Source organism: Neoakkermansia glycaniphila (assembly GCF_001683795.1).
GTDB lineage: Bacteria > Verrucomicrobiota > Verrucomicrobiia > Verrucomicrobiales > Akkermansiaceae > Akkermansia > Akkermansia glycaniphila.
Map to the genome: position 1 here is coordinate 1 of NZ_LIGX01000005.1, position 18,307 is coordinate 18,307.

General features: G+C 56.1%; 18 protein-coding genes and 1 pseudogene. 9 read left to right on the forward strand and 10 right to left on the reverse strand.

Translation table 11 applies throughout. The annotated features are described in order from the left end of the window. The coding region (locus AC781_RS02410) for an SEL1-like repeat protein (protein WP_083076434.1) at positions 1-859 on the forward strand (859 nt) is incomplete at its 5' end. A gap of 349 nt (positions 860-1,208) precedes the next feature. Here the strand turns inward: AC781_RS02410 and rsmI are convergent. From rsmI to hisI, 4 genes are all read right to left on the reverse strand, one after another. Then, entirely contained in the window at positions 1,209-1,904 is a 696-nt protein-coding gene (gene rsmI / locus AC781_RS02415) for a 16S rRNA (cytidine(1402)-2'-O)-methyltransferase (RefSeq protein ID WP_067772932.1), read from the reverse strand. Positions 1,905-1,915: 11 nt separating this feature from the next. Then, positions 1,916-2,437 (reverse strand): LPS assembly lipoprotein LptE, encoded by a 522-nt coding sequence (gene lptE / locus AC781_RS02420; RefSeq protein WP_071133158.1) that lies wholly within the window; start codon positions 2,435-2,437, stop codon positions 1,916-1,918. Continuing rightward, positions 2,434-3,414, reverse strand: coding sequence for a tetratricopeptide repeat protein (locus AC781_RS02425; RefSeq protein ID WP_067772938.1), 981 nt, complete (start codon positions 3,412-3,414; stop codon positions 2,434-2,436). Before AC781_RS02425 ends, lptE begins: the two co-directional genes overlap by 4 nt. 75 nt (positions 3,415-3,489) lie before the next feature. Continuing rightward, positions 3,490-3,972: a phosphoribosyl-AMP cyclohydrolase gene (gene hisI, locus AC781_RS02430; protein ID WP_067772941.1), complete on the reverse strand. Its 483-nt coding sequence runs from the start codon at positions 3,970-3,972 to the stop codon at positions 3,490-3,492. 86 nt (positions 3,973-4,058) lie between these two features. On the opposite strand from hisI, the gene AC781_RS02435 reads away from it, so the two are divergent. The 5 genes from AC781_RS02435 (at position 4,059) to AC781_RS02455 (ending at position 8,618) form a co-directional block, all read left to right on the forward strand. Then, on the forward strand, positions 4,059-5,030 hold the full coding sequence (locus tag AC781_RS02435) for a hypothetical protein (RefSeq protein WP_172801726.1): 972 nt from the start codon (positions 4,059-4,061) through the stop codon (positions 5,028-5,030). A gap of 154 nt (positions 5,031-5,184) precedes the next feature. Beyond that, a complete protein-coding gene (gene nrdR, locus AC781_RS02440) occupies positions 5,185-5,676 on the forward strand; it encodes a transcriptional regulator NrdR (protein WP_067772947.1) in 492 nt (163 codons plus the stop codon). 3 nt (positions 5,677-5,679) lie between these two features. After that, positions 5,680-6,195, forward strand: a complete 516-nt coding sequence (locus AC781_RS02445) for a hypothetical protein (RefSeq protein ID WP_067772950.1) — start codon at positions 5,680-5,682, stop codon at positions 6,193-6,195. Between the two features lie 39 nt (positions 6,196-6,234). Beyond that, entirely contained in the window at positions 6,235-7,200 is a 966-nt protein-coding gene (locus AC781_RS02450; RefSeq protein WP_067772953.1) for an ABC transporter ATP-binding protein, read from the forward strand. After that, positions 7,197-8,618, forward strand: a complete 1,422-nt coding sequence (locus tag AC781_RS02455; protein WP_067772956.1) for a hypothetical protein — start codon at positions 7,197-7,199, stop codon at positions 8,616-8,618. The genes AC781_RS02450 and AC781_RS02455 overlap by 4 nt, the downstream gene beginning before the upstream one ends. Positions 8,619-8,657: 39 nt before the next feature. On the opposite strand, the gene AC781_RS02460 is transcribed toward AC781_RS02455, so the two are convergent. From AC781_RS02460 to AC781_RS02475, 4 genes are all read right to left on the reverse strand, one after another. Further along, positions 8,658-9,689: a glycosyltransferase family A protein gene (locus AC781_RS02460; protein ID WP_067772959.1), complete on the reverse strand. Its 1,032-nt coding sequence runs from the start codon at positions 9,687-9,689 to the stop codon at positions 8,658-8,660. Next, positions 9,659-11,215 carry a lipopolysaccharide biosynthesis protein gene (locus AC781_RS13925; RefSeq protein ID WP_067772965.1) on the reverse strand — a complete coding sequence of 519 codons (1,557 nt, stop codon included), beginning with the start codon at positions 11,213-11,215 and terminating at the stop codon, positions 9,659-9,661. Before AC781_RS13925 ends, AC781_RS02460 begins: the two co-directional genes overlap by 31 nt. 106 nt (positions 11,216-11,321) lie before the next feature. Beyond that, on the reverse strand, positions 11,322-12,614 hold the full coding sequence (locus AC781_RS02470; protein ID WP_067772968.1) for a class I SAM-dependent rRNA methyltransferase: 1,293 nt from the start codon (positions 12,612-12,614) through the stop codon (positions 11,322-11,324). Beyond that, on the reverse strand, positions 12,611-13,495 hold the full coding sequence (locus tag AC781_RS02475) for an SDR family oxidoreductase (RefSeq protein ID WP_071133161.1): 885 nt from the start codon (positions 13,493-13,495) through the stop codon (positions 12,611-12,613). Before AC781_RS02475 ends, AC781_RS02470 begins: the two co-directional genes overlap by 4 nt. Before the next feature lie 234 nt (positions 13,496-13,729). Here AC781_RS02475 and AC781_RS02480 point away from each other — a divergent pair, with 234 nt between their 5' ends. From AC781_RS02480 to nadC, 3 genes are read left to right on the forward strand one after another with little or no spacing between them, the layout of a single operon-like run. Further along, positions 13,730-14,737, forward strand: a complete 1,008-nt coding sequence (locus AC781_RS02480) for an aspartate-semialdehyde dehydrogenase (protein WP_067772974.1) — start codon at positions 13,730-13,732, stop codon at positions 14,735-14,737. A gap of 56 nt (positions 14,738-14,793) precedes the next feature. Continuing rightward, entirely contained in the window at positions 14,794-15,678 is an 885-nt protein-coding gene (locus tag AC781_RS02485; protein WP_067772986.1) for a polyprenyl synthetase family protein, read from the forward strand. Positions 15,679-15,688: 10 nt separating this feature from the next. Further along, positions 15,689-16,546, forward strand: coding sequence for a carboxylating nicotinate-nucleotide diphosphorylase (nadC, locus tag AC781_RS02490; protein WP_067772977.1), 858 nt, complete (start codon positions 15,689-15,691; stop codon positions 16,544-16,546). 141 nt (positions 16,547-16,687) lie between these two features. Here the strand turns inward: nadC and AC781_RS02495 are convergent, their stop codons facing one another. Both AC781_RS02495 and AC781_RS02500 read right to left on the reverse strand, forming a co-directional pair. After that, complete coding sequence (locus AC781_RS02495; RefSeq protein WP_071133162.1) at positions 16,688-17,743, reverse strand: hypothetical protein; 1,056 nt, start codon at positions 17,741-17,743, stop codon at positions 16,688-16,690. Between the two features lie 310 nt (positions 17,744-18,053). Then, positions 18,054-18,307 (reverse strand): annotated as a pseudogene (locus AC781_RS02500) (hypothetical protein); the annotation flags it as partial.

Genomic DNA, 18,307 nt, shown 5'->3' on the forward strand with positions numbered 1-18,307 from the left:
GGCGGAACAGGGTGATCCCAAAGCGCAAGTCGCCTTGGCGCTTCGTTATGGGAAAGGAGAGGGAGTTCCCAAGGATTATCAAAGGGCAGTAGAATTGCTTCATAAGGCGGTAGATCAAGGGTATGCTGATGCTCAATGTATATTAGGCGGGTGTTATCATCAAGGTAAGTTGTTGCCACGAGATTATCATCGTGCTTTTGACTTAACTATGAAAGCCGCTCTACAAGGGCATGGTAAAGCGCAATACAATCTTGCTGCTTATTATTTTAACGGAGACGGTACCTCAAAAGATCATATTCAGGCTTTTGAATGGGCGTCCAAAGCAGCTCGACAAGATAATGCAGCTGCTCAATATCTCCTTGGCCGACTTTATGACAGTGATATTGACAACACCCAGAACCTAGAAAGAGCCTTTGAATGGTACATGAAAGCTGCACTCAAAGGAAACTCTGACGCACAGAATAGCATAGGTTATCGCTATCACACGGGCAAGGGAGTGTCCGTAAATCCTGAGAAGGCCTTTGAGTGGTATATGAAAGCAGCCCAACAAGGACATTCCATGGGACAATACAATGTAGGAGCATGTTATGAGAGAGGCATTGGCGTACAGCAAGATGCTGTCAAAGCTCGAGAATGGTTCATCAAGGCCGCTCAGCAAGGCGAAGACGCATCCCAATATATGATGGGCGTCTATTGCTACTATGGAAAGGGGGGAGAACCCATGGACCTAGGGAAAGCCATGGAATGGTGGCAAAAATCCGCAGAGGCTGGCAATACGGATGCCCGTGATGCCATGGAATCCGTACTTACCGGGAAACCCGCCAAAGTAAAACCGGGAAGCCTAATCGAAGGCAAGTAACGGCTATGATAAAATAATCCATCCACGCCGGAGGCTTAAACGCCTCCGGCGTTTTTATTGGTGCGATTCAGCGTCTATCACTCAAAAAAGCAGGCAGAGGCGGGGATACAAGCATTCCCGCCTCTGCCGTGCTGCCTTTTATGGCCTACATAATCGACGCATTCGGATAACAAAGAATAACGCTTTTAAAAGATTTTTCATGCAATAAGGCGTGTCGGATAAGGCCGTTTCCGTGGACGGGGCGGCGTTTGCCGGGTACGGGTGCATCACCAAAGAGCAGTAAACCATGCGACGAAGACAAAGCTTCGGTCACAATCAGATGGGCTATCCCGGTCAGGAATGAAATCCGTTATCCGTTTTGACGTGGAGCATTGGTGCCGCCGACCAGAAGAACGATTTCACCCTTCGGCGGCTTGGCCTTGAATTCTTCCAGCAAGTCGGACGCCTTGCCGCGATGGTATGTTTCAAAAACCTTGGTCAGTTCCCGCGCTACGCAGATGGGGGCTTCGGGGTCGATTTCCGCCAGAGCCTGCACCGTTTTGACGATGCGGAACGGAGATTCGTAGAAAATGCCGGTATGGGAAGCTTCCAATGCCTTTTGCAGCATGGCGGCTCTGCGGCCCGATTTGACGGGCAAAAAGCCGCCGAAGAAGAACGCATCGCTCGGAAGGCCGGAGCCGACAAGCGCCGTCATGACGGCGGAAGGTCCGGGCAGAACGGTGAATGGGACTTCCCGCGCCTTGAGTTCCTGAATCAGCCTGTAACCCGGATCGCTCACGCCGGGCATGCCCGCATCCGTGACCACGGCGAAGGTTTCTCCCGCCAGAGCCCGGGCGGCGATTTCCGGCGCACGCACGTTCTCATTGTGTTCGTGCATGCTGAGCAGGGGTTTGGAAATCTCGTAATGAGAAAGCAGCAGTCCCGTATGGCGCGTATCTTCACAGGCGATGACATCGACCTCGCCCAGCACCTGCAAGGCGCGGCGCGTAATATCGTCGCGGTTGCCGATGGGTAGAGAGACGAAGCTGACGGGATAGGTAATCATGGCCGGAGGCGTCAACCGTTCGTGAGACGGTCCGCAATATTTTCCGCAGCACGGCGGACGGCATACGACAACGCGTTGGTGCGGGCCGTCTGCACATTGCCGGAGTTGAAGAAGGTGGATGTCGCCGTCGTCGAACCGGAGGTCAGCAGTTTGCCCGTCTTGTTGCTGTATACATTATAGGTGACGAAGAGCTGCAAGCCGATTTCCGTACTCAGGTAGGAGTCCGTATAGCTGGAGCGTTCCTGCCGGAATGAGATTCCAGTCACGCAACCTTCGATGCGGAAATCGCCCGCATTGCGTGTGGCGATTTCATAGGTGCCGTCACGCTGAAGCACGTCGGTGAGGGCCGAAGTCATGAGTACGCCCGCCTGCGGTTCCAGAGAGCGGTTTTCCATCATGACCACATTGAAGGTCTTCATCGAAGCCAGAGCCTTCGGCTTCAGGCCCCCGATATGGTACCCGCATCCCGGCAGCGTGCCGAGCAGCAGCATGCCGGAGAGGGCAAGAAAGAAGGTTCGCTTCGTGCGCTTCATTGTTTGTCGGCTTTGGCGGTGGCGTTGCCCTGCTTCGCGGCATGGCCGCGTATGGCCGCCAGATGCTTGCGGGCCTTCGCGGCGGCTTCGGGGTTCTGGGCTTCGTTGCGGATCACGTCCTCAAAACAGAATACGGCTGCATTCATATCCTTGGCGCGGGTCAGATAGTACTCGCCCACATCCAGCTGCTGGCGCACAAGCAGGCTGCGCATGCTGCTCACGCCTTCGCGCGCCTTTTTCGCATCGGGATGATCGGGGAACCGCAGGCAGAATTCTTCGTAGGCTTCCTGCGCATTGGCGAGGTTCACCTGATTCTGGTTGCCCTTCGTATGCGAGTCGGACCAGATGCGGGCGACCATCAGCTGAGCCTCGGGCGCATACTTGCTCTGCGGATAATTCTCCACCAGTTTCTGATAAGCCATGCGGGCTTCGTCCGGGCGGTCCCTGTCGATCAGGTACTTGCCCAGCACATAGGTCGTCATGGCGGCCAGTTCATTGTATGGGGCATTATCGCGGATGGAGTTCAGCCATTTGATGACGATGGCAGGGTCCATATTCACATCCCAAAGCCAGAAAACCTTGTTTTTCAAAGCTCCGTTGGCCGCTGCCAGGGCAATGGCGAGCTGGCGGTCGAGAGCCGCCTTGTACAGCTCGCTGCCGTGATGCTTCTCCACAAGCTTCTGATAGGCTTCGAACGCCGCAATCGGATCGTTGGTCATCTCGTAGAGCTGTCCGAGGCGGAATCTGGCTGCCGGAGTTTCCTGCGCCAGAGGGCAGCGTTCGATCAGATACTTGTATTGCTTGATCGCGCCTTTCCAGTCTTTCCGGCTTTCGGCAGCCTTGGCCTTATTATTGTAGGCGACGGCGACGGGATCGACGAGACGAATGGAACCGGCAGGGGGAGGCCCTTCGCTCGCACAATGCGTCAGGCCGCATACGGCAAGACCGCAACCAAGAAGGATAGCATGCACTTTCATGTTCGCCGGAAATATACCATGCGGCAAAGGACGCCTTCAAGAAGAAAGTCCAAAATGCCGCAGAGAGGAGCTATCTCAATGTTTGCCGTACACGGCGTCGGGATCGAAGCATGTGCCTGCGTCCGCCTGCTCGAGGACGACGGGTTCTCCATCCTTCACCGCATCGCCGAAAGGTACGGAACGGTAGAAGCAGGAGTGGTGCCCCGTGTGGCAGGCTCCGGCTCCGATCTGATCGACCAGCAGAATGATGGCATCCTGATCGCAATCCGTCAGAATCTGGTGTACCTTCTGAATATGGCCACTCGTCGCACCCTTGTGCCAGATTTCCTGGCGGCTGCGAGAGTAATAGACGGCTTCGCCAAGTTCGAGCGTCATTTTAAGGGATTCCTCATTCATATAGGCAAGCATCAGCGGCTCGCGCGTGCGGTAATCCATGGCAAGGGCGGGAATCAGACCGTTGGCGTCGAATTTCGGCGCGAAAAGGAGCTTCTTTTCAAGATCCGAATAGCTGCCGCGGGGGCTGAATACAATCTGTTTCTTGTTGGACTGGTCTTGCATAGCTGCACGCAATGTACACGATTTTCCATGTGAAAGCCATTCTTTTCTGTTGCCCTGACGCACGGAAATGGCATAATGTGCGAGACATGGCATTTTCTCTCCAGCAGGCGCAGGCGCTCATCCGCACGGCGCGGGACAACAACCGGATGCCTCATGCCCTCCTGTTGGCAGGCGCACCGTCCGCCGGCACATGCGAGCTTGCCCTGTACGCCGCCACCCTGCTGAACGGCTGCCGCGCCGACTCCCTCGATGCCCTGCACCACCCGCTTTGCCGCATCGTCCGCCCCAGTTCCAAATCGCGCCGCATCCTGATCGAGGACATCCGAACCATCGAGCCATTCCTCCAGCTCCGCGCCGCTGAAGGGCAGACGAAAATCGTCATCATCCTCGAAGCGGACCGCATCAACGAACAGGCGGCCAACGCCTTCCTGAAAACTCTCGAAGAGCCTCCGCCCCAGACCCTCATCATCCTCGTCACGGAACAGCCCTCCCAGCTCCTTTCCACCATCCTGTCCCGCTGCATCCGCATGGACTTGAGGGACAAGGATTCGGGCATACGCCTCACTCCGGTGCAACAGGCCTTCCTTCCTGCCTGCGCCCGAGCCCTTGCGGGCATGGGCAAGGACATCTCCGCCCTTGCGCTCCGCAGCGATTTCCTGCAACTGCTGGCCGAGCGCAGGGAAGAAATCTCCAAACGCATCAATGCCGCCGTCAAGGAAGAAGCCAAAGCCATCTCCCAGGGCACGGACACGCGCGACTGGGAAGCCCAGCAAAAGGACACGACCACGGCGCTCATCGAAACAGAATATCTGGCCGAACGCGCCCAGATGCTCGACCTGCTCTCCCTCTGCATCGGCCAGGCCATTCTCCTCGCCGCCCACGGCGAACATGTGGCGCCCCTTTGCCCCGAAATCGAAAAGCTGGCGACACGCACATCCTCTCCGGAATTGCTGAAACGTTCCAGCGCCATCGACGCCCTCCGGGAAGACCTGAACTTCAACATCCATGAAGCTCTCGCCATGGATAACCGCCTGCTTCAGGCATTCGGCGCACTCTGAATCCATGCTGCCGCCCTGCCACGCGGCTCATACGGAAAAAACGCAACTCCTTGCTGTTCATCGCCCGGCAACTTTACGGCAAAAATGCGCCAGCAAGCCACATTTGGCATAGTTTTCCCCTTGACACTACCATCCCTTGTGGTAGCATGAATCCATGCGTTGCGTTCAATGCGGCTACTATGAGGACAAGGTCATCGACTCCCGGATGTCCAAGGAGGGCACATCCATCCGCCGCCGCCGGGAATGCCTGCGTTGCGGCTACCGATACACCACCTATGAGCACATCGAGCGCACCGAACTGCGCGTCGTCAAGCGTGACCACCTCCGCGAAGCGCTGAACCGTGAAAAAATCCTGCGCGGCATGATCAAGGCCTGTGAAAAACGGCCCGTTTCCATGGACCAGCTCGACAATGCAGCCGACGAAATCATCGCCGAACTGCACCGCGACCACCAGAGGGAAATCCCCTCCAGCATCATCGGGAAAAAAGTCATCGAAAAACTGTACGGCATCGACCCCGTTGCGTACATCCGCTACGTCTCCGTTTACCGCCAGTTCCAGAACGTCGAAGAATTCATCGAACTCATCCGCAAAATGGAGCACCACACCCTCAACGACCCTCTGCAGCGCAAACTTCCCATCGACTAGCCCATGATCGCCCTCAAGAACCATCGCCCCGTCCTGCAATCCGGCCACTGCGTGTTCTCGGATTACGACCGCGACTGGTTCGACGGCATCCTGCAGGAAGCCGCGGACCGCGCCGGAGTGCCCCTCCCCTTCCGTGAAGAAATCGTCAACGCGATCATGCTCTATCTGGAAACGGCTTGCCCCCTCAACTCCCTGCCCATCGACTACCTCTTCCGCCGCATCCGCCTGATGCTCGAAAACGTCGGCCTCACGCCGCTGGCCCGCCACCTGCGGGAGCAGACTCCCCCCGTGGAAATACCGCTGGACCACATGGCCTCCCGCGCCCCCATGCCCCTCTTCTTCTTCACTGCCCTCAAAACCGAACTCGACCACTTGAAAAGCCTCGGCTTGAACACCTACAACTTCTCCGGAAAAAAGCAATGCGTCCTTGCCATGGAAGGCGGCAAGCGGTGGAACCGCAAAGCCCAGGCTCTTCTCGAAGAGCTCGACTCCTTCCTTGAACAGGAAGCTTCCGCCTGACCCGGAAAAGGTGCCGCTTTTTCCCTTCTCTTTTACCCCATGAACCAAACATCGCCACCCATTGTCGAAGTCCGCGACCTGTGCCGTCTATTCGGCACTCTTCATGCCGTAGACACCGTCTCATTCACCCTGCAAACCGGACAGGTCATCGGCCTCATCGGAGCCAACGGCGCAGGCAAAACGACCCTGATGCGCATGCTGGCCACCCTCGACCAGCCTACAACAGGCAGCATCAGCATCCTCGGAGCCGATGCCGTCCTGCATCCGGAACTCATCCGCCACCGCATCGGCTGGATGCCGGACGACTTCAACGTCTACAGCAACACCACAGTCCGCGACTACCTCGACTTCTTCGCCCGCGCCTACGGATTGAAAGGCCACACACGGCGGGAAACGGTCGCCCGGCTCATGGAATTCACGGGAATCCCCGACCTGGCCGACCGCTTCATCGACAAACTCTCCAAAGGGCAGAAGCAGAAACTAGGCCTTGCCCGCATGCTCGTCGGCGACCCCGAACTTCTCATCCTCGACGAACCTGCCGCAGGACTCGACCCTAAAGCCCGGCTCGAATTCAAACAGCACATCCACGACCTCGCCAATCAAGGCAAAACCATCCTGATCAGCTCGCACATCCTCTCCGAACTCTCGGAAATGTGCAGCGACCTGATCTTCATGGACAACGGCAAAATCATCCGCTCCGGCACACAGGAAGACCTTCTGCAAACCGCCTCGGCAGTAACGGAAATTCTTATCCGCTGCATCGGAGATCCTCAACTTCTTGTCGAGTGGCTCAAAAACCGCGAAGGCTGGAACAACATCACGCCCCTGCCGCAAGGCGCATCCGCCGTCTGTTCGCTGGATTCTGATGAAGCGCTCAGCCGCGAACTCAGGGAACTCTGCCTCGCCCTGCCCATCCTCGAATTCACCCCGCGCCGCCGCAACCTCGAAGAAGCCTTCGTCTCCATCCTCTCCGGCAACCTCCCCCCCATCCCCTCCCAAGCATGAACAAACTCGACTTCCCCGACTATTTCCTCCCCGCGCTCGTCAAAGACCTGCGCCAGAGCCTGCGCTCGTCAAGCGCACTCATCACCGCAGGCCTCATCCCATGTCTGCTCGCCATCACTCTTTGCTCTGAAAACGACCATTCATTCTGGCTGATCACCTCCATCATACTCTTCCTGTTGACCATCGTCGCCTACAAATCCGTCAAACAGGACATCGGCCAGCACGCCACCAATTTCCTGATCCTCACCGGGCAAACCTCATGGCGGATCATTGTCGGCAAATGGCTCTCCGTGGCAGTGCAAATGGGACTGGTCAACCTCCTCCTGCTCCCGTTCATTGTATTCGCATCGTTCCACTACGAACAGCCCTTCTGGCTCTTTTTCATCCACCTGTTGATTATCAATGCCGCCTCCATCATTCTGACCTCCGCTCAGATGTTTTTGGCCGGCATGCCGTTCTTCTACCGGGTCATCGGCATCATTGCGGGCATCATGTACTTTATGAGCGCCCTCGGCTTCTTCAGCCTCATGGCCGACGTACTCTACGAAGGGCTGAAAATATGGGATAAGGAAACACTCCAGACAACCGTACCGCTCCTCCTCGTCTCGGCAGCGGATACGGTCTGCATCATCCTGCTCTTCCTCACGCTTGCCCGGCGTTTCTATGCCTCACCGTCCGAAAACTGTGCTCTACCTCTGCGCCAGTTGAGCTTCATCGTCTGGGGTATCACGGCCATCACCGTCCTGACCCCAACCTTCGACGCTGTGCAGCAATTCATCTTCAGCAGCGTGTATTGCCTCTTCGCGGTCTGGCTGGACATGACCCTGCCCAGCCAAACCCTCCTCAGCCACAAGGAAAACCTCTCCAAACATCCTCTGCGCATCCGCCCGTCCTTCCTGAGCCTGCCCGGATGGGCACCCGCCTACTTCTGGGGTATCGTCTTGCTGGTCCTGCACGCCGGACTCCTGTACGGCACATTCTACATCCAGTCTGATTCACAAAACATCCTGGGCGCCCTCACCTTCGGAGCAGTCGATAATCCGTCCATTCAGTTTGGCGGCATCCTCCTCACCGTCTTCTCCATTCTGTACACCATCACGGTACCCCTCATCATCCTCAATCCGATGCGCCGCTGGCTGCAGAACCATGGTCCGGTCGTTTATGCGTTCATCCTCATGGCCATTGCCCTCGTTTTCACGCCGATACTGACATCGATCCCGGACCTCCAAAACGACTCTCCCATCGTGGCCTTGATCCCCGGTCTCTGCCTGAGCGGCACCCTCTTCACTTGGTTCCATTCCATCGTCGAACAGAAAACATGCCTGATGGGATCCTATTTCCTCACGCAGCTTGTCAGTACAGCCATCGCATTCATCATCCTGTGCATTCAGGCAGCATGTACACGCACCAGAAAATAGGCTTTCTATCTGACCCCGCAGCAGACTGTCATTGATACATTAATAAGGAGGCAAACAGGCAATACCCAACCACGATAATCCTCGATTCAAATATGATTGAGGATTCTCATTCCAATGCGATTTGCCCAACTGTGCACATAAGGAGTACAGCCTTGCAACACATCTCGCCGAGAATCCCAATGTTTTAAGTTCCCGAAGGTACTCCTCCGCCATTTGGGGGCGTTGGCAACGGCACGCAATGCGATAGCAGTGCAGCACAGAAAGGGCATGCGCCTGCCTTTCCCATTTACTGCCAGCCAACCCCATGCGGAACAAAGTTTCTAGCACCACGGTATCGCACATGTTTTCATAAGCAATACGCTGTTCGTAGGATTGCATCTTCTGGGAATGGCTTGTGGAACGCACCAGATAACCACATAACACTTCCGATGTTTCAACGGTACGAAAATGATAGCCCAAAGGCAACAGCAATTGCCAGTTCTGGCCTGCATCCTTTCTCGTATATATTTCCCGGGCAGGGTTGATATCCAAAAAACTCCTTGTTTTTGCAAGACAACACATGGCTCCCAAAAAAGTTTTCCTTAACAAAACATCCCGAAAAAATCGATCATAAACATACACGTCCTGACCAGCGGGCATATAATATCCGATTTCTGCATCATCTTCCTCTCGTATGCAAACGGCATTGCAGCGCACTAAAGCCACATCGTCCGGCTGCGAACGCAAAATGGCAACACGCCGGGAAATCGAATCGGGAAACAGAAAATCGTCCGGATCCGGCCATGAGAAAAACTCTCCTTTCACATACTGCAGGCCTACCTGCAACGCTACTGATTGCCCCTGATTGGACTGCCTTATCGTATCGACCTCATATCCTCTGGCTTTCAATAAAGGAACATACCGTTCGATCACATCCCATGTTTCGTCAGTCGACCCATCGTCGATCAAAATAACATGCAACCGATCATATGTTTGCTGCAAGAGAGAATCGAAAAAACGCGGCAAATATTTCGCCACGTTATAACATGGCGAAATCAAGCTTACGAGCCCTTCTTCAAGAACCGCTTCCATACACGGGACATAACATGGGACAAACGCACGGTCAAGAGTTTTCTTTCCGGCAAGAAAATCGAAACCATAGACAAACAGACAACAAACAAAACCACGCATCCTGACATTCGTATCATCAGCGAGCTGGCATCAAGGGGCAAACAAAGCACATAATCAAAAATGTAAATAGCGCCAACAACAGGCACACCCGTTGTAACCGCATAAAGCAGATACTTGCCAACATACCGACGGAACGGCAAACCGAAATAATCCCGATACAACACGAACGGACGTATCCAGCACGGTGCCACCAGCCCGCTCACCACCGTACCGAAAAAGACCCCGGCCATTCCCCAGTACTGCACCATGACCAAACCGACCACAAGATTGGTCACAGCCTGAATCAACGGAGAAAATCGGTCGTTGTAGAACAGCCCGGCACCATTGCGGAACAGGAAAGGTGCCTGCCTCATACCGTACAGATACAAATCTGTCGCAATCAGAGCCACGACCGTAAAATCCAGAATATACTCGGAGCCGAGCCATACAGAGATTATATTGTTGGCACAAACGCAGAACCCCATAGAAACCAAACCGAAAACAGCGCAGGACAGGAAATTGATCTCTTGAAACACTTCATACACGCGTTCCCGGGACGATGTGGCCACCAGATTGCCGATACCCGCTGTCATATTGCCGAAACAGGCCGTCGCCACGGGTTTAATGGCATTCAACAGCGTCAGGTAATTGGTGAACATGCCGACGGCGGTAATATTCACGAACGCGCCGATGATCAGGCTGCTGGTGCCGTTGATGCAGTAATCGCCGATCTTGTGGAAGAACATGGCCTTCACATTCTTGACGATCTCCCGCTTCTCCGGCTCGCTCAGTTTCTCCTGCGGTCTGGTGCTCAACCACGGCCAATTTCGGCGTGCCAGAAAATAGACCATGATGCGATCTCCAAGCGCCACCACGAAGCCGGCAATGCACAATGCCAGATAATTTTGAAAAACAAGCAGCACGGCTACGGCGACGCCGAGATTGACGAACTTGAAGATCTGCGCGAAATACGTCAGCACATATTCCCTCTGCGTGGCCGAAAAAAGCGTCGAATTGTACGAAAAATAATAGGAAACGACCGTCGAGGAAAGCGTAATGAAATAAATCCAGTACACATGCTCGATATTCTCCGAACCCTTAGCGATATCCGGAAGAAAGGGCATCAGAATCATGCCCAAAACGAACACGACCAGCCCCAGCCATGCATAAATCTTCCGGTACAGCCAGATCAGCGTATGCATTTTCGCCTGATTGCCTTCGGCAATCGGCTTGTACAGGCTGAACACGATACTCGTCCCGATACCCAGTTCCGTCAGCGACAACATGCCGAGCACATTGCCGAGAAGACTTCCGATGCCGAGATATTCCACCCCCAGCATGGAGATGAACATCTTGCGCCAGACGATCGAATAAATGGCCGTCCCAACGAAACTGATCAGCGTCGCCGTAAAATTTTTGGCGTACTGTTGTGTCCGGGTTCCTGCCATGCGCACGGAAACATACAAACAGACCGGAAAAAATGCAAGATTTATTCCCGAAGATTTGCTGCCGTTCAGGCGATTGACTTCACCTGAACATGGAAAACAACCGCGTTCACAGCACCCGTGCCCAAAGAACCTTCAAATAACGGCCCTCAGGATAGGTACTCAGGAAGGGATGGTCCCAGCCGGGGCCGGACATCTGCACAATCTGCAACCGGCGACCCAGCCGCTGCGCGGCCTTGATCACCGTCTTCTCGAATTCTCCGGGCGAAACCAGACCGGAGCAGGAACACGTCACGAACAACCCACCGGGGCGCACGCACTGCAATCCCAGCATATTCAGGTCATGATACTTCTTGATACCCTCTTCGTAGGCCTCATCCCTGCCCTGTACGAACTTGGGAGGATCCAGCAGCACCACATCGAACAAGCGGCCGTTCCTCACCATCTGGCGGGCATACACGAAGGCATCCGCATGCACGAAATCGATACGCTGCTGCCCATTGATATTGGCATTGCGCTTCGCCATCGCGATCGCCTTCTCGTCGAGATCCACTGCCGTCACCTCGGCAGCTCCTCCCAACTTCTTGGCCAGAATGGAAAAGCCTCCGCTGTAGCAACACAAATCGAGAACAGTCTTACCCTGCACAAGCTGCGAAAGCTTCAACCGATTATCGCGCTGATCGCAGAAAAAGCCCGTCTTGTGTCCCTGAGCGAAATCCACTTCGAATTGAACGCCATTCTCATGAATGCGTACCAGCCGCACGGGATCACTCGAAGGAGCCTGCCGCGTATCAATACCCTCCATGCGGGCAATGGATTCATCCACCTGCACCACATGGCGGCTCGTACCGCACAGTTCATGCAGCAGGGGCAGCCAACGGTCAAGCCTCAGCCACGCGCCGAGAGTCGACACTTCGAGGCTCAACACATCGTTATATCTGTCCACGATCAGCCCGCCGATACCGTCCGAATCCCCATGCAGCACACGGTAGGCATTCGTCACCTCGTCGAGGCGGCATACATCGCGCCTCCACGCCACCGCTTTGCGGATCGCATCATCCAGCGCCTTCTCGGTCAGCACATCGCGGCCATGGGCCAGCACGCGCAGAGGAGTGCGGCTCTTCTCGTTCCAGAACCCGCCGCCGAACAACTCGCCATTCTTATCGTACACATTGATCAACTGGCCGTCCCGGGCATCCGGACTCACCGCGCCCAGCATGCGGGGGAAAATGGCCGGATTATACGAAAAATACTTCAACTGCACCCAGGGAGCCGTCCATTCTTCGCTGCCCTCGGGAGCATCTTCCCGGCGCATGCGGCTCACAGGCTGTACCGGGCGATTGCCGGATGGTTTCGGACGGAACGGGCGGTCTTGATAGCGTGGCTTGTGAAATTCTCTCATGATCGGGAATGGACGTAGCGCAGCACGGCATGGCGGATTGCTTCGCGTGCATCGGGCATCCGTATGCCGAGCTGCAGAAGACGTTCATTCCCCATCGCCGTGTGACGCGGTCGAGTATCGCGGAAAGAAAGCATTTCGTCCAGCTTTTGTTCAACAATCACGCTTTTTCCTTCGGGAAACCCCATCTCCGCCAGAACCTCCAGCACGACGGACGCATAACCATACCAGGACATCGGTTCGCCGGAACTGCATACATGCCACACACCGCCATCCACCTGCCGCTCACACATCGCCAACAGAATACGCACAACATCATCAACATCCGTCGGCAGTGAAAACTTGTCCGCCACCGCAGTCAAAGGCTCGCCAGCCAAAGCCTTCCGGGCGACGGCCTCCGCAAAACCGGGCTTGCCGGGATGACCGCAAACCCAGGACACCCGCACCACAACCGCATCGGGATACTCCTCCAGCACCTGCAGCTCTCCCTCCCGCTTGCTCTCGCCGTACACGCAAACCGGCTTGCAGCCAGCATCCTCCCCCTTCAACCCCGGCCGCCTGCCATCCAGCACGTAGTCCGTACTCAGATGAATGAACCTCTTTCCCTCCCGGGCACAGGCACGGGCCATCATCGCCGGAGCCACCGCATTCACCAAATGGGCAGCCAACGGATCATCCACACATGCTTCCAGACTGCTGATTGCTGCACAATTCACCACAGCCTCTGCGGAATCTTCCGCTACGCGCCGCTCCACTGCGTCTCCATCAGCCAAATCGACCTCGCCGCGAACACAGGACGACACCTCCCAACCGCCTTCAAGAAACCCTTGCACGGCCCTGCTTCCCACACGCCCAGCCGCCCCGAATATCAATACCTTTTTCATGTCGATTCTCGCTTCTTTCCTGCTGCCGCATATATCACGCATCGGCGGCACTGCTTGTGCAGAGAAGCAGTATAAACCGAATCCCCGCCGTCCGCCAGCCCAAACACCGCGTATCGCTCCGGAAATACAAGCCATTTCCGGCTCTCGGAATCCACACTTTATCCTTGCAATTCCGTTGTTTTTACCTATACTTCCCGCGCACTGCCCTTGCCCGGGCAGTAGATCCATCCAAACATGAAAAACATGAACGTAGCCATTGTCGGAGCCACCGGTGCGGTGGGCGTCGAAATTCTCTCCTGCCTGGAAACCAGAAACTTCCCTCTGGCTTCCCTGAAACTCCTGGCATCCAAACGTTCAGCCGGTAAACAGGTCGCCTTCCGCGGTCAGACACTCACCGTCGAAGAACTCACGCCGGAATCCTTTGCCGGAGTGGATCTCGCCCTCTTCAGCGCCGGCGGCGACATCTCCCGCCAGTTCGCACCCATCGCCGCTGCTGCTGGCTGCGTCGTCGTGGACAACTCCTCGGCCTTCCGTCAGGACCCGGACGTACCGCTCGTCGTCCCTGAAATCAACCCGGAAGCCGCCTTCGACCATCCGCGCAACATCATTGCGAACCCGAACTGCACCACCATCATCACCCTGATGGCCCTCTACCCCCTCCACCTCCAGTTCGGACTCAAAACCGTCATCGCCTCCAGCTATCAGGCCGTCTCCGGCAGCGGACAGCAAGGCATCGCCGAACTCGAAGGCCAGGTACGCGCCATCGTCGACGGCCACCCGGTCGAAAGCAAAGTCTATCCCAAGCAAATCGCCTTCAACCTCATCCCGCAGATCGACAACTTTGCGGATAACGGCTACACCAAGGAAGAACTCAAAATGCTCAACGAAGGGCGCAAAATCATGAGCCTTCCGGAACTCAACGTCACCTGCACCTGCGTCCGCGTCCCCGTATACCGTTCGCACTCCATCTCCGTCGTCGCCCAGTTCTACAAACCCGTCGACCTCGAACTTGCCCGCAAGGCATTCGACGGCAAACCCGGCATCGCCCTGATGGACGATCCCGCCACCCGCACATGGCCGACCCCGCTCGACAGCACCAACGGCGACACCTGCTACGTCGGCCGCATGCGCCGCGACCTCGCCGTCGACAACGCCCTCAACCTCTGGGTCGTCGGCGACCAGGTACGCAAGGGGGCTGCCCTCAACGCCGTGCAGATCGCCGAACTGCTCGCCTCCAGATAACAAAACGAAAAACCTGATGCGTGTGGCTGCTCCGGCGGCTGCACGCTCTTTTCATCATGACCATCCGAGAATACATCGCCGCCACGGCGGAGCAAGTCGACCAGGCGCTCGACAGCATGCTGCCGCCGGACACCGCATCCCCCGCCACCATCCATCAGGCGATGCGCTACAGCATCTTCGCCGGAGGCAAACGCATCCGCCCCGTCCTCTGCATCGCGGCGGCCGAAGCCTGCGGAGGAAATGCCGCCACGGCGATGCCTGCCGCCTGTGCCGTCGAAACCCTGCACACCTACACCCTGATCCATGACGACCTCCCCTGCATGGACAACGACGACCTGCGCCGTGGCAAACCGACCAACCACAAAGTCTTCGGCGAAGGCATCGCCGTCCTCGCAGGCGACGCCCTCCTCACGGAAGCCTTCGCCATGCTCGCCCGCCTTCCGGAAAATGCAAGCTACAGCGTAGCGGACTATGTACGCGAACTGGCCGAAGCCACCGGCAGCCGCCAACTCATCGGAGGCCAGGTACTCGACCTCGAAGGCGAAGGCCGCCAGCTCACCATCGAAGAACTACGTGCCATCCACAACGGCAAAACATCCGCCCTCCTCACCGCAGCCATCCGCCTCGGAGCCATGAGTGCCGCCGCTGCCTCCGAACAACTCGCCGCCCTCACCGCCTACGGGCAAAACCTCGGCCTCGCCTTCCAGATCATCGACGACATTCTGGACATCACCTCCACCCCCGAAACCCTCGGCAAATCCATCGGCAAAGACGAACAGGCAGGCAAAGCCACCTACCCCGCCCTCGTCGGCATCGACCATGCCCGGCAGGAAGCCCGCGACCTCACCGTAGCAGCCTGCAAAGCTCTCGACATCTTCCCCGAACAGCAGCGCACACGCCTGCTTGCACTCAACGACTATCTACTCAACCGCAATTATTGACCCTACCGACATGGTTAGCAACAACATTTCAGAACTGATCGACCTCGCCCTGAAGGAAGACTTCGGCACGGGCGACGTCACCTCCGAATACTTCGTCCCTGCCGATCTCAAGGCCCGTGCCGTCCTCACCCCGCGCAGCAAAGGCGTACTCTCCGGCGTCGAAGTCGCCGCACAGGTATTTCGCACCGTCGATCCGAACCTTCACATCGAAATCTACCTCAACGATGGAGCCATCGTCGGCCCCGGGGCCATCGTCATGCTCATCGAAGGCAATGCCCGCTCCATCCTCGGAGCCGAACGCACCGCCCTCAACTTCATCCAGCGACTCTCCGGCATCGCCACCCTCACGCGCCGATACGTCAAAGCCATCAGCCACACCAGCACCCGACTGCTCGACACCCGCAAAACCACCCCCGGTTACCGGCTCCTCGAAAAGGCCGCCGTCACACACGGAGGCGGCACCAACCACCGCCTCGGCCTCTACGACCGCGCCATGGTCAAGGACAACCACCTCATGACCGACGGCAACACCGAACACCTACAAGCCTGCATCAGCAAACTCAAGGAAGAAAAACCCGGTGTTGAAGTCCAGCTCGAAGCGGACAACCTCGACCAGGTAGCCGCCTTCCTCAAACTTGAAGGAGTCGACCACATCCTCCTTGACAACATGAGTCCCGAGCAAATGAAACAAGCCGTCGAAATGCGCGGACAACGCTCGCTCCCCCTCTACGAGGCCAGCGGCGGCATCACCCTCGAAACGGCACCAGCCGCGGCCGAATCCGGCGTGGACTTCATCTCCTTTGGCGTACTCACCCACTCGGCGCCGTCGCTCGACCTCGGACTCGACTTCTCCATCGAAGACAAATAACCCCCGCTCAACACATCTCATCCCGCAACGGCCCGCCGCCATTGCGGAATAATCCTTTCAAGCATTCAAAATGAAAACGGCCGCAGCATAATACCTGCGGCCGTTGCCTTATTTACTGCCAGAAAACCCGGAAGAAAAGAATCATTTGCGGCGGCGGCGCAGCATCAATCCGGCCAGAGAAACAAGACCGAAAGCCGCACTTGCCGGTTCCGGCACCATCTGCAGCGTCACTGTCCCTCCGTCGATAATGGCTCTCATATTCGCGCCAAGACCGGTCAGATTGCTCTCGGCAAGAGTCACATCCTTACCCGTAATAAACTCATACGTACCTGCGGACAGTCCGGTAAGATCAATCGTAATATTGCCGTTAATGGTCGCATTTTGCGTAAGAATGAGCGAACTGCCTCCTCCGAGAAGAATATCCCCAAGAAAAGTCGAACCCGTAAAGGACTGAGTACCCCCACCCGTCATGGAGAGATTCAGATATGCCGATGCAGCACCCATGGCTCCGCCGTAAACATAAGACTCAGCCCCGGTAAGCGTCAATACAAGATCCGTTCCCGATGTCGTCAAACGTTCCTTCCCGGTAAGATTCGTACTGCCGGTAATACCCGCAAAAGAAGCATCGCCTGTAATGGACAATGTACTGAAACCAAGATTGGGCGTACATCCGTACTTCGCCGAAGCAGTATCGTACGCCTTGGCTGCAGTACCGAAAATATATTGCGCAGCAGACATGCCAGTCCCTCTATACTGCACGGTAACACCACCATTCCATCCGTTCGTCACGGAAACGGAACCGGAAAACGATTGGCCGGAAACACCTTGAAGATTGACCGTCGTATCTCTGGTACTCTTGATCGCCACACGGACATTGGCATGCCCCGCAAACGTCGCATTCGCAAACGACACTGTCCGGGATGCGGAATTCTCGGAATTGCTCCAACCGATCACGGCGACATCCTCTCCGATCACGGAAGGAACAGCGGCAGATGCTGCAGCAAAGGTAAAGATTTGGTTGAACGACGTATTCTGCGTCTGAGAAAACGTAAGAGCGCCGCCTTCTTCGATCGTATAATCCTGTACGGTAGACTGGTAGGCCGTTGTATCGCCGGTTTTGATTTCTACCGCAGACACGCTGGAACACAATCCTGCCGTCAACACGCAAATCATTGATGGATAAAACAAAAATTTCATAACAGACAAATGATTAAGATGGATAAACCTACCGGATTCCTTATCCGTTATAACATTACTATATATATCTTTTGTTTCTCATGGGCAAGATCCCGAAAAGGAAAAACATGGATGAAGGATAAAATACAAAAAAATATCGTTTTACGAAACTTTCATATTGACGACGGATAAGGAATCCGCGAGCCATACATGGGAGGAAGAGGGTGATTTCCCTCGTTTCCGTGTTCCGGTATGCAAGAGAGCCGGAGGGGGCTGTTCCCCTCCGGCTCTGCCGTTGCGTGGTTGCGGTCGGTTGGTTTGCGCCGTTCCTTTAGAAGTTGTAGCGGTAGCCGATTCCTCCGCTTACTTCCGTGCTCCGGCTGCGCGCATCAAGGTTGATTTCCATGAAGATGCTGCTTTGCAGTTCGACCGGTATCGTGAGTCCGAGGCCTACTTCCACTCCCGTGCTTCCGGGTTTGATTCCTTCTACCGTGCGTTTGTACCCTTTCGCGTCCGCAAAGGCTACGTCCGCTTCTACCTGCCGGTCTCCCACGTCCTGCAGGAGCATGGCCCGCGCTTCGAGGG